This window comes from Desulfovibrio sp., from assembly GCF_018379785.1.
Classification (GTDB): domain Bacteria; phylum Desulfobacterota; class Desulfovibrionia; order Desulfovibrionales; family Desulfovibrionaceae; genus Desulfovibrio.
The window spans coordinates 23,814-37,163 of the sequence record NZ_JAGZUV010000013.1; the positions used below are offsets into that span (position 1 = coordinate 23,814).

Here is a 13,350-nt window from a genome sequence, read left to right on the forward strand (position 1 = left end):
AGGCGCTGAAGGTGCTGAGCAAAAGCAGTGGGGCCACGGAGGATGCAGGGCAATCCCCCGCGCCCGTGCTATACGACAGAAGACGGAACCGCGCAACCGCGCGAAAAATTTTACGCGTCGCCGTGGTCCCCGAGGCCCTTTGCCCCAGCCTGTCTGACAATATGGCGTAATTTATAACACCGGAAGTTGAGAGGCAATCATGAATTTTTTTTCACTATATTGACATGGAAGCAAGGCACATATACCGTTACCATAACGCAGCACGCCCCATGATGACTGTCATCTTCATCACCTACGTAAAGAAATAGATGTGGATATCGCGAATATTCTGGTGGCGTGAATGCGTTGTACACAAATTTTTTATTATGTTTTTTAAAGCATAATAAAAATAAAGAATGCCGGACAGCGCATTCCTCTACCAAGGAGAAGAGCATATGCAATTTTCGCGCAGAGGCTTTCTGAAGCTGGGCGCGGGCGCCACCGCCAGTGTGGCCTTCGGCGGCCTGGGCATCAGCCTGACTCCGGTGGCCGCGGCGGCGCAGGACGCCAAGCTGAAATGGACCAGGCAGACCACCTCGGTCTGCTGTTATTGCGCCGTGGGCTGCGGGCTGCTGGTCAGCACCAGCGCCGAAGGGCATCCCGACGGGCCGGGCAAGGCCATCAACGTGGAAGGCAACCCCGACCACCCCATCAATGAAGGGAGCCTGTGCGCCAAGGGCGCGTCCACCTTCCAGCTGGCGTCCAATAAAGACCGGCCCCAAAAGCCGCTGTACCGCGCGCCAGGCGCCACGGAATGGAAGGAAGTGGAATGGAGCTGGGCCCTGCCGGAGATCGCCAGGCGCGTCAAAGCCACCCGCGACGCCACCTTTACGGAGAAAAACGCTGCCGGTCAGGTGGTCAACCGCACCGAGGCCATTGCCTCCCTGGGTTCCGCCGCCCTGGACAATGAAGAATGCTGGGCCCTGCAGGCCATGCAGCGCGCCCTGGGCCTGGTGTATATCGAGCACCAGGCGCGTCTCTGACACAGCTCCACAGTCAAGGCTCTGGCAGAGTCTTTCGGACGCGGCGCGATGACCAATCACTGGAACGATATCGCCAACAGTGATTGTGTGTTGATCATGGGCAGCAATGCTGCCGAAAACCATCCCATTTCCTTCAAGTGGGTGCTGCGCGCCAAGGATAAGGGCGCCACGCTCATTCATGTGGACCCGCGCTTCACGCGCACCTCGGGACTGTGCCACCATCATGTGGGCCTGCGTCCCGGCTCGGACATCGCCTTTCTGGGCGGAATGATCAAATACATCCTCGACAATAAACTCTATTTCGAGGAGTACGTGCGCGAATACACCAACGCCCCTCTGGTGGTGAACAAGAAGTACGGCTTTAAAAACGGCCTGTTCGCGGGCTTTGACGCCAAGAAAGCCGCGTACGACAAAAAGGCCTGGGCCTTTGAGCTGGACGACAAGGGCGTGCCTGTGCGTGACGCGAGCTTCAAGAACCCGCGTTGCGTGCTCAATCTGCTGCGCGACCATTACAAGCGCTACAGCATCGCCGCCGTGGCCAAGGCCACGGGCACTCCGGCCAAGGATCTGGAAACCGTGTACAAGGCCTTTGCCGCCACCGGCAGGCCGGACAAGGCGGGCACCATTCTGTACGCCATGGGCTGGACCCAGCACACCTACGGCGTGCAGAACATCCGCACCATGTCCATGGTCCAGCTGCTGCTGGGCAACATCGGCGTGGCCGGAGGCGGCGTCAACGCCCTGCGAGGCGAATCCAACGTGCAGGGCTCCACGGACCACGGCCTGCTCTCCTCCAGCTTCCCCGGCTATCTGCCCGGCCCCACCAGCGCCCATGCGACCCTGGCGGATTACAACGCAACCACGCCCAAGTCCGCCGACCCCATGAGCGTGAACTGGTGGCAGCACCGGCCCAAGTACATGGCCAGCCTGATCAAGTCTTTCTTCCCGGCGCTTTCGCCCGAGGAGGGCTATGCCCTGCTGCCGCGCGTGGACGCGGGCAAATCCCTGCTGGACTACTACTGGCAGTCCGTCTTCCACAAGATGGGCCAGGGGGAGATCAAGGGCCTGTTCGCCTGGGGTATGAACCCGGCCTGCTCCGGCCCCAACTCCAACAAGCACCGCCAGGCCATGACCAAGCTGGACTGGCTGGTCAACGTCAATCTTTTTGACAATGAAACCGGCTCGTTCTGGCGCGGTCCAGGCATGGATCCCACCCAGATCAAGACCGAGGTCTTCCTGCTGCCCTGCGCCGTTTCCATTGAAAAAGAAGGCTCGGTGAGCAACTCCGGGCGCTGGATCCAGTGGCGCTATGCCGGGCCCATCCCCTGGGGCGAAACCAAGCCCGACGGCGACATCATGCTGGAGCTGATGGAGGAAATCCGCAAGCTCTACCAGCAGGGCGGCGCTTTCCCGGAGCCGGTGCTGCAACTGGGCATCGACGGCTGGAAGGAAGGCCATGCCTTCAGCCCGGCCAAGGTGGCCAAGATCATGAACGGTTACTTCACCCGCGACGTGAAGATCGGCGACAAGGAATACAAAGCCGGAGAGCAGGTGCCCAACTTTGTGGTGCTTCAGGCTGACGGCTCCACGGCCAGCGGCAACTGGCTGCATTCCGGCGCGTGGACCGAAAAGGGCAATCTGATGGCCCGGCAGGAGCACAGCCAGACAGAGGACCAGGCCCGCATCGGCCTGTTCCCCAACTGGTCCTTCTCCTGGCCCGCCAACCGCCGGATTATCTACAACCGTGCCTCGGTGGACAAGAACGGCAAACCCTGGAATCCGGACAAAGCGGTCATTACCTGGGACGGCAAGGCCTGGGTAGGCGACATCGTGGACGGTGGAGGCGGTCCGGGGGCCAAGCATCCCTTCATTATGCAGAAGGACGGTTTCGGGGCCATTTACGGGCCGGGCTGCGCCGACGGGCCCTTCCCCGAATATTACGAACCCGCCGAATCCCCCTTCGCCAGGCACGACTTCTCGTCCCAGGCGCGCAGTCCGGTCTATTACAAGGCTCCGGGCGAACAACTGGCCGTGAACGACAAAAAATACCCCTATATAGGCACCACCTACCGGGTGACCGAGCACTGGCAGACCGGCCTGATGACCCGTCGCGTGCCCTGGCTCACCGAGGCCGAGCCCCAGAACTTCGCTGAGCTGGACCCTGTGCTGGCCAAGGCCAAGGGCATCAAAAACGGCGACAAGGTCGTGCTGGCCAGCCGTCGCGGCAAGATAGAATGCGTGGCCATGGTCACCCCGCGCCTGAGGCCTTATACCGCCAACGGCAAGACAGTACACGTCATCGGCACGTCCTGGCACTTCGGCTGGCTGGTCCCGGAAGACGGCGGCGACGCCGCCAACCTGCTTACCGCCATGGTGGGCGACCCGAACACGGGCATTCCGGAAAGCAAGGCCTTTATGGTCAACATTGAAAAGAAGGCGGGCTAGTCATGGGCAAGATGTTCTTTGTGGATTTAACGCGCTGTACAGCCTGCCGTGGTTGTCAGATCGCCTGTAAGCAATGGAAAAACCTGCCCGCTGAAAAAACCCGCAACAGCGGCTCGCACCAGAACCCGCCCGACCTCTCGGGGCAGACTGTCAGAGTGGTGCGTTTCAAGGAAGCAGCGGACAAGAACGGCAAGGTCAGCTGGAACTTCTTCCCCGAGCAGTGCCGCCACTGCGTGGATGCCCCCTGCAAAGCCCAGGCGGACATGGAATCGGAAAACGCCTTTTTGCACGATGAAGCCACCGGGGCCGTGGTGCCCACACCGGATTCGTCCAAGGTGGACTTTGAGGGCGTGCGCTCGGCCTGTCCCTATGACATTCCCCGCAAAGACGAGAAAAGCGGCCTGATCGCCAAGTGCGACATGTGCTTCGACCGGATTATGCAGGGCATGGTTCCGGCCTGCGTGGCCTCCTGCCCCACGGGCTGCATGAACTTCGGCGACGAAGAGGAAATGCAGGCCCTGGCAGGAAAGCGCCTGGAGGAAGTCAAAAAGGACTGGCCCGAGGCCAGCCTGGGGGATGCGGACAGCGTGCGCGTCATCTATCTCTTCAAGGAAGCCCCGGCCGCCTACTTTGAGCATGCCGTGGCCGACGCCTCGCGGACCATGCTGGCCAACGCCGAAAAAGCGCGACCCGCCCGGAACATCTCCCGCCGGGATCTGTTCCAGCGCGTGCTGCGCGGCTGAGCATCAGCGAATCATTGCCGAAAACTGAAGGCCGGGAGCGTTGGCAGTCAACGCTCCCGGCCTCTCCTCATCCCCGCTTCAGTTCCACGATCAGTTGCCGCAGCACTTCTTCCTGCGCCGCAAGGCTTTCCAAAGCCCGCGCAGCCTCGCGCATGGCTTCGGCCACATCGCCGGAAATACCGTTCACCCGGCCCACAGCCCTGGTGATCTCTTCCGAAGCCGAAGACTGCTCTTCAGCGGCCGTAGCTATGGTGCGCACCTTGTCCGAAGCCTCAACGGCCATGGAGACGATCTCTTCCAGAGCCGCTCCGGAGCTGCCCGCCAGGGTCGAGGTGCTGACGATCATTGCGACGGTCTGCTCCACATGCCGGATATTGTTGTCCGTGGCCTTCTGAATGTCGCCGATGGCGCTGCCCACTTCCGTGGTGGCGCTCATGGTTTTTTCCGCCAGCTTGCGCACTTCGTCGGCCACCACGGCAAACCCGCGTCCCGCGTCCCCGGCCCGCGCCGCCTCAATGGCGGCGTTCAAAGCCAAAAGATTGGTCTGGTCGGCAATGTCCGAGATGGTAGTCATAATCCGGCCGATGCCCTCGGCCTGTTCGCCGAGCGCTTCCATGGCCTCTTTGAGCACCGAGGCCTGGTCACGGGCTTTTTCGATGCCGTTCACGGCGTCACGCACCACGCCCGCGCCTTCACGGGCACGGCTGCGCATCCTGTCGCTGAACGAAGCGGTTTCAGAAGCGTTGCGCGCCACCTCTGAAACCGTGGCGTTCATCTCATCCATGGCGGTGGAGGTTTCGCCCATACCCGCCGCGGCTTCTTCCGCTCCGGCCCCGGCTCCGGCAATGCGGCTGCTCAGAATCTCCGAGGCCTCGGACACGGCGCGCACAATATCCTCCATCCGCGCGGCCGCGGACTGGATGCCCTCTCTGCGGGCGCTGTCGGCAGCCTTGCGCGCGGCATGGGCTTCCTCCAAGGCCAGCCGGGCTTCCTCGCCCTTGCGGCGCGCCTGTTCCGACTGTTCGGTCACTTCCGCCAGACGCTGCCGCAGGCTGCCCACCATGCTGCGCAAGGCATCAGCCAGACGGCCGGTTTCATCCCGTGCGTGCAGAGCCAGTTCCTGGTCCAGATTACCGGCCGCCACTCCCTGAGCGAAATCCACGGTCACACGCAGGGGCTTGGTGATCATACGCGTAATGCCCACAGCCAGCGCGGCGCCCAAAAGCAATACCGCCGCCAGAATAATCAGGCTGTTGCGTACGGTGGATTTCAGATCGTCATAGTTGCTGTCGGCGATGCCTTCGGCAATGCGCAAACCCGTTACCCCGATGTCGTGCGTCAGACGGCTTGTGGCCGCGGCATAGTCGGCCAGCCGTGCCGAAATTTCGGCCTCTTTGCCTTTGGCCGCGAACATTTCGCGCGCGCCGCTCATGTATTCGTTCATGCTTTTTTCCGCCCGCGCAAAAGCTTCCTGGCATGCGGGTTTGACAAGCCTTCCCTTTACTGTCGCGGCAAGGGCGTTCATACGCGTGAAAATTTCTTCCGCCGCGGCAAAGGCCGCCGCATCATTGTTGTATATAACGCCTTTCATCAACAGGCGAATTTCCTGGGTCATGGCGTAAAGACGCGCAGCGTCACGCTGATTGTCGGCATATTGCAGGCTCATGGCCGTATTGCCGGCCTCGACAAACTCGCGGGTGGTCTCCCGGACCAGATCTTCCAAAGCCGTCAGGGATTCCAGGGCCGCCGCGCCGAGGCCCTCCATACGCGCTATGACGGCGCGCGTGTGTTCCCCGGTTTCGATAGATTCCCGGGTGAATGCCGCCAGAGCTTCAAACGGCGCCGGGAAATCGCGCACGAATTCCGCCAGGGGCACATGTGAGGGATATTTTATGGAATGCTCACGCATTTTTTCAAAGTCGGCACGCACTTTTTCCAGAACCTGTAACGCCTCCTGTCCGGCCTGCTTGCTTCCGGGGGCCTCATTGATGCGCGTCAACGCGTCGTTGAGGCTCCAGCCCAGGTTGAGGGCAAATTTGACCTTGGGTATATATTCGGCGGCCACGCGCCGGGAATCATCGGCCGCCCGCCGCATTTCCGCCGAAGAAAGATAGCCCGCCAGACAGGCGAGCAGAAGAAGCAGCGCGAAACCGCTGCCGATTTTTTTGCCTATACTGCTCGTAAACATAGAAAGCCTCGTTATGTGGAGAAACCCGCTTCATTGCGGTATATAGACGCACAGCCGCGACGTCCGCGACTGTGCGTTGAAGTCCTTCGCAACGGGCCGACCCGAAACGCGGGCTCACGGATGTCTCCGGCCCGGAACAGGCAAGCGCCTTGTTTTCATCTGATCATACTTATTAAAAAAAATATATATGGGAGATTGCTGGCCGACCCCGCTTATTTTGTCTGTCGGCGACCGTTCCCGGCGGAACTTCATAAGACTCATCCCCGGCAATGGATGCGAGGCACCGAAACGAGCGCGGGCCGCCCCATGGGGCGGCCCGGATACCGGGGAAAGATATTGTATGAGAAAGACCGGGAGAAAAGGCGAGCGGACAAGCGGCCGGACAATGGACCAGCGGGGGACAGCGGAGGCAGATCAACGGGGATAGGTCAGCGGGTCCGGTCCCATACGACCCTGCCCGTCCGGCATTTCCAGCGTATCCAGCGCCGCCATCTGCTCCGGCGTCAGCCGGAAATCAAAAACCTCGCTGTTTTCCCTGATCCGCTCACGATGGACGGATTTGGGAATGGGCAAAAGACCCTTTTCCAGATGCCAGCGCAGCAGTATCTGAGCCGGCGTTTTGTTGAGCGTAGCGGCCAGTTCCCGCACCACGGGCTGCTCCATGTCCCGTCCCCGGCCCAACGGGCTCCAGGAAATGACCTGGATGCCGCATTGGGCGCAGAAACGGCAGAGCGCCGCCTGGCTGAACAAAGGATGGACTTCAATCTGGTTGAGCGCGGGCCAGAAACCGAAAGTGTCGCGCATTTCGCTGAGATGCTCGGCCAGAAAATTGGAAACGCCCAGGACGCGGATCTTGCCCAGCTCTTTCTGGCGCAGCAACTGCTCAAAAGCGCGCAGCCGCCGGGCGTCGTCCAGGCCCGGCCAGTGCAGCAGACAGCCGTCCAGATAATCCAGGCCCAGCAGCTTGAGGCTCTGATCCAGAGCACGTACCGGCTCGGCAAAGTCCGTAGGCCAGATTTTGGAAAGCACAAACAGCGTTTCGCGCGGTTGGCCGCTCTGCCGCAGGGCTTCGCCCACCGTGTCTTCATTGTGGTAATACGCGGCCGTATCAATATAACGGTAGCCGCAGGCCACAGCCTCCCGCACGGCCAAGGCCAGTTCAGGTCCTGAAGCCTTATAACAGCCGAAACCGAAACCGGGCATCTCCATGCCGTCATTAAGACGCAACAAAGCGGAAATATTTTCAATCATATAAAACTCCCGCCGCACCGGATTATTCCGGCACGACCTGTTGTCATTTGAGTATGTAATACTTGAAATGCTCGCTTACGGCGAGCAAAGCCCGCCTACTCTAGAACATGTTACGTTTGAAATGTTACATCGTTCAGACTCTACGCCGCCCGCGTGCCGTGCATGCACATTCTTTCAAAATACTGCGGGCGAGGCCGCCCGGCAAGTCCCGGCAATGTCACAGGCCCGGCAGCCGCCTTGACAGTGCCCATTTCGGGTCTTATGAAAGGTAGTCTTGTTACTATCTTAACCGTGGAATACCGCCATGTCCGCACATTCCGCCGCGCCGGACCGTCCGCCTGTCCGCCTGGCCCATATTCTGCTTGTCCTGGCTGTTCTGGCCGGGCTTTTTTTCAGCATACGGCCCCAGCCCGTGCAGGCCGCTCCGCCCCAACCCTCCGGCCAACCCGCTGAGCTGCGCGTGCTGGCGACCACGTTTCCGGTGTATCTGTTCACCCGTAATGTGGCCCACAGCCGCCCCTATGTACGGGTGGAACTGCTGATTCCGGCTCAGGCCGGTTGCCCCCATGACTACGCCCCCACTCCCCGGGATCTGCAAAAATTGGCCCAGGCCCAAGTGGTGGTGATGAACGGCCTGGGGCTGGAAGAATTCCTGGCCGCACCTCTGAAAAAAATCAACGCCAAGGTCGCGGTTATTGACAGCAGCAAAGGCATTGATCCTCTGCCTCTGCCGCGCGGCATGTCGCCTTCTCCGCATGCCGGACACGACCACGGTAATGTCAATCCGCACATTTTTGCCGGACCGCAGCAAGCCGCCGCCATGGTCTACAATATCGCCAAAGGCCTGGCCAGCATTGACCCGCAAGGGGCGGCGGCCTATCGCGCCGCCGCCGAGGACTATGCCGCGCGCCTGCTTTCCGTGGGCCGCCGTCTTGCCGAGGTAGGCGCCTGCGCCCCGCGCAAGGGCATTGTGCTGCAACACGACGCGCTGGCCTATCTGGTTCATGACGCGGGCCTGGAGGTTATGGACGTGATTCAGGAAAGTGAGGACGTTCAACCCTCAGCGGCCCGGCTCATGGAACTGGTACGGCGCATCCGCGAAGAAAAACCCGTGCTCATTGCCGGCGAACCGCAGTATTCGGACAAGCCCGCCCAGACCCTGGCGCGCGAAACCGGCGTGCCCGCGGCGCAGCTTGATCCTGTGGCCTCGGGCCCCGCTGATGCGCCCCTGGGCTACTACGAAGCCGTCATGGCCGCCAATTGCAAAATCCTTGAGCATTATTTTGACCCGCGCTGAAGACTGCGCCCCGGCCATCGTCTTTGAGCATCTGAGCGTACGCCGGGGAAACAATCAGATTCTTGAGGACATCTGCGCCGACGTGCCGCGCGGCGGCAATACCGTGCTGGTGGGCCCCAACGGCGCGGGCAAGACCACCCTGCTGCTCTGTCTCATCGGCGAAGTGCCCTATACCGGGCGCATCCTTCCCGACGGCAGGCGCGGCGCGGCCTGGCCTCGCCTGGCTTATGTGCCGCAGCAATTGCAGATGGACGGCGGCCTGCCGCTGCTGGTCAGCGAATTTCTGTCTCTGGAGCGCCAGCGCAGGCCGCTCTGGCTGGGGCTGAAAGCCGGGGCGCGCGCACGGGCTCGCCGCCTGCTGGCCCTGGTACGGGCCGAACATCTGGAAAACCGCCGTCTGGGCGACCTCTCCGGCGGCGAACTGCGCCGGGTGCTGCTGGCCGCGGCTCTGGGCCATGAGCCGGAGCTGCTGGTGCTGGACGAGCCGGAAGCGGGCGTGGACTTTCAGGGCGAACGCCTGTTCTGGGAAGTGCTGGACACGGCCCGGCGCGAATACGGCTTTACCCAGCTCATGGTCAGCCACAATCTGCCCTTGGCGGCCCACTACGCCACCCATGTGATCTGCCTGAACAAATGTGTGCGTGCCGAGGGGCCGCCGCGCACCACCCTGACCGCCGCCACCTTGCTGAATCTCTTCGGTGTGCCCATTCATCTCTATCCGGACCAGTGCGACGGCGCGGATCCGGCCTGCCCCCAATGCGGAGCGCTGTACGGGCCGGATCATCTGCCGTCCGATCCGGGACAGCGGCTGAACGTTCTGCCCCCCCTGCCCTGCCGGGGCTGCGCTCTGCACGTTCCCACGGCGGCCACGGCAGCGCCGGACGATCCGGCCGAAGCGGACGATACCGCCGGGGGAAATCCTCATGCCTGATTTTTCGCCGCTTTACACGCTGATCGGCCTGTTGCCCCTGGACTGCCTGCAGGCCCGCTTCATGCAACAGGCCCTGCTGGGCTTGTTGCTGCTCACGCCCATGGCCGCCGTGCTGGGCGTGGAGGTCATCAATTTCCGCATGGCCTTCTTTTCCGACGCCATCGGGCACTCGGCCTTCGCCGGAGTGGCCCTGGGCCTGATTCTGGCTGTGAACCCCCGGCTGTCCATGCCGCTTTTCGGCGTGCTGGTGGGGCTGGCGGTCATGGCCGTGCGCCGCAAAAGCAATCTCTCCGCCGATACGGCCATCGGCATCGTGTTTTCAGCGGTGGTGGCCTTCGGCCTGGCCGTGGTCAGCCGGGCCAGCGGCGTGGCCCGCGACATGCAGCAATTTCTCTACGGCGACATCCTGACCATCAGCGAAGGCGAAATCGCCTTTCTGGGCCTGCTCTTCCTGGGCATGCTGCTCTTTCAGGCCGTGGGCTACAACCGCCTCCTGGCTATAGCCCTCAATCCGGTCATGGCCCGGGTGCACGGCATACGCGTGGCGCTCTGGCAATATCTTTTCGCGGGCCTGCTGGCCCTGGTGGTCATGTTTTCGGTCTGGGCCGTGGGCGTGCTGCTGGTCACGGCCATGCTCATCGTACCGGCGGCCACGGCCCGCAATCTGGCCCGCACCGCGGGCGGCATGTTCTGGTGGGCTCTGCTGGCGGGCATCAGTTCCGGCTTTGCCGGGCTGACGCTGTCCGCCCAGGATTGGCTGGCCACGTCCAGTGGAGCCACCATAATTCTGGTTTCCTGCTGCTGGTTCGCGGCAAGCTGCGTCTGGGCCGCTCTGCGCGGCCACCGGCGGGCCTGAACCCGCGCGCTGACATGTCCGCCTGGCCCACTGTTCAGATCACCACAGCCCAAGGCCCGAGCCGGGCCGTGGCCCCGTATGTCATTTCAGCCAGCCGGGCCACGGACATTCCGGCTTTTCACGTCCGCTGGCTGCTGGAACGCCTGCGCGCCGGATATTGCCTCTGGCGCAATCCCTTTAACGCCGGACAAGAACAATACGTCTCCTTCAAGCGTTGCAGGCTGCTGATCTTCTGGAGCAAAAACCCTCTCCCCCTGCTGCCGCATCTGGCGGAAATCGAGGATTACGGCTTCAAATACTATTTTCAGTTCACGCTCAACAATTATGAAGCCGAGGGTCTGGAGCCGGGCCTGCCCCCGCTGGAGCAGCGCCTGGAGACCTTCTGCCGCCTGTCGGAACGGCTCGGCAGACAGCGGGTGATCTGGCGCTGGGATCCGCTGCTGCTGGCCGCGCGTCTGCCTCCGGAGGCCCTGTTGGAACGCCTGGACGCACTGGGCCGCGGGATCAGCCCGTATACGGACAAGCTGGTAGTCAGCTTTCTGGATCTGTACGTAAAGATCAGAAGCCGTCTGGCCGCCCATGCCGCAGCGCCGCGCGCGCCTTCGGAAGCGGAAATGCTGGTCCTGGCTCAGGGCCTGGCCCGCCGCAACGCCGCCTGGCCGCATCCCCTGGTTCTGAGTACCTGCGCCGAAGCTCTGGATCTTTCCGCCCTGGGCATCACGCCCAATGCCTGCGTGGATCCGGCGTTGGCCGGCCGCCTCTGCCCGGACGACGCGGAGATCCAGCGGCTCTGCGGTCTGGACCCGGCACGCGCGACCTTACTGCCCGCGAACAGGTCCGGCAAGGCCGCCAAAGATCCCAGCCGCCGCAAGCACTGCCAGTGCCTGCCCGCCAAGGATATCGGCGCATACAGCACCTGCGCCCACGCCTGCGTCTATTGCTATGCCAATCAATCCCAGGCCGTGGTCCGGGCCCGGCTGTCGTCGCGGCGGCCCGGCGCGGAGAGCCTGATTTGAGGCCTTGTCAGGCCGCATCGGACGGCGGCAGGCCCTCGCGTACCAGACGGCGCATACTCGCGTAATAGGCGATGCCCAAAGGCAACGCGGCCCCCAGCCAGGCCAGAGGATTGGCCAGGCAAACCCCGTTGAATCCCCACCAGGCGGCCAGCACCACAGCGGCCAGCGCGCGCATGAGCAGCTCCATGACCCCGGCCAGCGTGGGGATCAGACTTTGCCCGAGACCCTGCAGGGTATTACGGTAAATAAAGAGCAGTGCCAGCACCCAGTACATGCAACCGCTGATCTCCAGATAAGTCTGCCCCATCCGGATGACCCGCTCCTGACCGTCACCCACGAAAAGCGCGATAAGATGGTGCCCGCCCGTGATATTGACCACGGCGATTGCGATGCTGAAGCCCACGGACATGAAACAGCACTGGCGCACGCCCTGCCGGATGCGCTCCAGGTTGCGCGCGCCGTAGTTCTGTCCCGTGTAGGTGGCCATGGCCAGACCAAAGGACATCATGGGCAGCACGGCCACCATGTCGATTTTCTGAGCGGCGGTGTAGGCGGCCACAGCCAGGGGGCCCAGGCTGTTCAGGGCCGCCTGCAGAATAATCGCGCCCACGGCGATGACCGACATCTGGAAGCCCATGGGCAGGCCGATGCGCACGGGTTTCCAGATATCCTTGAAGCCGAGTTTCCAGTCCTTGGCGTGCGGCCGCAGCAGGGGCTGCTTGTTGAGGATGTAGCCCACGCAGAGCAGACCCGACGCCACCTGGGCCAGCACCGTGGCCCAGGCCGCGCCCGCCACGCCCATCCTGAAGTAAAGGATGAAGACAAAATCCAGAACAATATTCAGCAGGCAGGCGATAATCAGGAAAAACAGCGGGGTCTTGCTGTCGCCCAGGGCCATGATCATGTTGGAGAGCAGATTGAAGAGCACGGCCGCGCCGATGCCCCAGGAAATGACGATAATATAGCTGTGGGCGTCCTCCATGATCTCGGGCGGCGTGAGCATGAGTGTCAGCGCCGTGCGTGAGAGCAGCACGCCGGAGACCGTCAGAACGACCGCTACCGCTGCGCTGAGCAGAATGCCGGCGCAAAAACTGCGCCGCACGCCCACCTTGTTGCAGGCGCCGAAAAACTGGGCCGTGACAATGGAAAAACCCGAAGTCATGCCCATGACAAAGCCCAGGACCAGAAACAGCAGGCTGCCGGTGCTGCCCACGCCCGCCAGAGCCGTGACCCCGATGGTCCGCCCTACGATCAGGGTATCGGCCATATTGTAGATCTGCTGGAAAAGATTGCCGATAAAGAGCGGCAGCGCGAAGAAAAAAATCAGCTTCGCCGGTCTGCCCTGGGTCAGATTTTTAGCCATATCCCCGTCACAATAAATATGTCCGATGCATCCGACCGGACGAATGCGGCATTTCAAATTACCACCTGAACCATGCCGCCCGCAAGCATTGCGGCACCACGGCCCAGGGCAGACGCACGTAGCATCTAACTATTTGAAATTATTTGCTACGAATAACCAATATATCTTATTATATATCAATAATTTCAAATAGTTAACGAATTAGATGCGTCTGCCCTGCACTACGGCCGCCCCGTAC

9 protein-coding genes are annotated in these 13,350 nt (G+C 62.0%); 6 read left to right on the forward strand and 3 right to left on the reverse strand.

Translation table 11 applies throughout. The features are described from left to right. Positions 1-434 precede the first annotated feature (434 nt). Positions 435-3,467, forward strand: a complete 3,033-nt coding sequence (fdnG, locus tag KH208_RS04285; RefSeq protein WP_291434129.1) for a formate dehydrogenase-N subunit alpha — start codon at positions 435-437, stop codon at positions 3,465-3,467. 2 nt (positions 3,468-3,469) lie between these two features. After that, a complete protein-coding gene (locus KH208_RS04290) occupies positions 3,470-4,210 on the forward strand; it encodes a 4Fe-4S dicluster domain-containing protein (protein ID WP_291434131.1) in 741 nt (246 codons plus the stop codon). A 67-nt stretch (positions 4,211-4,277) separates the two neighbouring features. Here the strand turns inward: KH208_RS04290 and KH208_RS04295 are convergent, their stop codons facing one another. Together KH208_RS04295 and KH208_RS04300 are read right to left on the reverse strand one after the other, a co-directional pair. Next, a complete protein-coding gene (locus KH208_RS04295) occupies positions 4,278-6,398 on the reverse strand; it encodes a methyl-accepting chemotaxis protein (RefSeq protein ID WP_291434133.1) in 2,121 nt (706 codons plus the stop codon). A 414-nt stretch (positions 6,399-6,812) separates the two neighbouring features. Further along, positions 6,813-7,649 carry an aldo/keto reductase gene (locus KH208_RS04300; RefSeq protein ID WP_291434135.1) on the reverse strand — a complete coding sequence of 279 codons (837 nt, stop codon included), beginning with the start codon at positions 7,647-7,649 and terminating at the stop codon, positions 6,813-6,815. 304 nt (positions 7,650-7,953) lie between these two features. Between KH208_RS04300 and KH208_RS04305 the strand changes: the two genes are divergently transcribed. Genes KH208_RS04305 through KH208_RS04320 form a run of 4 tightly spaced genes read left to right on the forward strand, consistent with a single transcriptional unit; the run spans position 7,954 to position 11,749 of the window. Further along, positions 7,954-8,946, forward strand: a complete 993-nt coding sequence (locus tag KH208_RS04305; RefSeq protein WP_291434138.1) for a zinc ABC transporter substrate-binding protein — start codon at positions 7,954-7,956, stop codon at positions 8,944-8,946. Continuing rightward, positions 8,921-9,877 carry a metal ABC transporter ATP-binding protein gene (locus KH208_RS04310; protein ID WP_291434140.1) on the forward strand — a complete coding sequence of 319 codons (957 nt, stop codon included), beginning with the start codon at positions 8,921-8,923 and terminating at the stop codon, positions 9,875-9,877. The genes KH208_RS04305 and KH208_RS04310 overlap by 26 nt, the downstream gene beginning before the upstream one ends. After that, a complete protein-coding gene (locus tag KH208_RS04315) occupies positions 9,870-10,733 on the forward strand; it encodes a metal ABC transporter permease (RefSeq protein WP_291434142.1) in 864 nt (287 codons plus the stop codon). Before KH208_RS04310 ends, KH208_RS04315 begins: the two co-directional genes overlap by 8 nt. Positions 10,734-10,747: 14 nt before the next feature. Then, entirely contained in the window at positions 10,748-11,749 is a 1,002-nt protein-coding gene (locus KH208_RS04320; protein ID WP_291434144.1) for a DUF1848 domain-containing protein, read from the forward strand. Between the two features lie 7 nt (positions 11,750-11,756). On the opposite strand, the gene KH208_RS04325 is transcribed toward KH208_RS04320, so the two are convergent. Continuing rightward, entirely contained in the window at positions 11,757-13,112 is a 1,356-nt protein-coding gene (locus KH208_RS04325; RefSeq protein ID WP_291434146.1) for an MATE family efflux transporter, read from the reverse strand. Positions 13,113-13,350 lie beyond the last annotated feature (238 nt).

Excerpts from the sequence above, each read along its gene's own strand:
- KH208_RS04290 (WP_291434131.1), top strand. The coding sequence starts at position 3,470 with ATGGGCAAGATGTTCTTTGTGGATTTAACGCGCTGTACAGCCTGCCGT.
- KH208_RS04295 (WP_291434133.1), bottom strand. The coding sequence starts at position 6,398 with ATGTTTACGAGCAGTATAGGCAAAAAAATCGGCAGCGGTTTCGCGCTG.
- KH208_RS04300 (WP_291434135.1), bottom strand. The coding sequence starts at position 7,649 with ATGATTGAAAATATTTCCGCTTTGTTGCGTCTTAATGACGGCATGGAG.
- KH208_RS04305 (WP_291434138.1), top strand. The coding sequence starts at position 7,954 with ATGTCCGCACATTCCGCCGCGCCGGACCGTCCGCCTGTCCGCCTGGCC.
- KH208_RS04315 (WP_291434142.1), top strand. The coding sequence starts at position 9,870 with ATGCCTGATTTTTCGCCGCTTTACACGCTGATCGGCCTGTTGCCCCTG.
- KH208_RS04320 (WP_291434144.1), top strand. The coding sequence starts at position 10,748 with ATGTCCGCCTGGCCCACTGTTCAGATCACCACAGCCCAAGGCCCGAGC.
- KH208_RS04325 (WP_291434146.1), bottom strand. The coding sequence starts at position 13,112 with ATGGCTAAAAATCTGACCCAGGGCAGACCGGCGAAGCTGATTTTTTTC.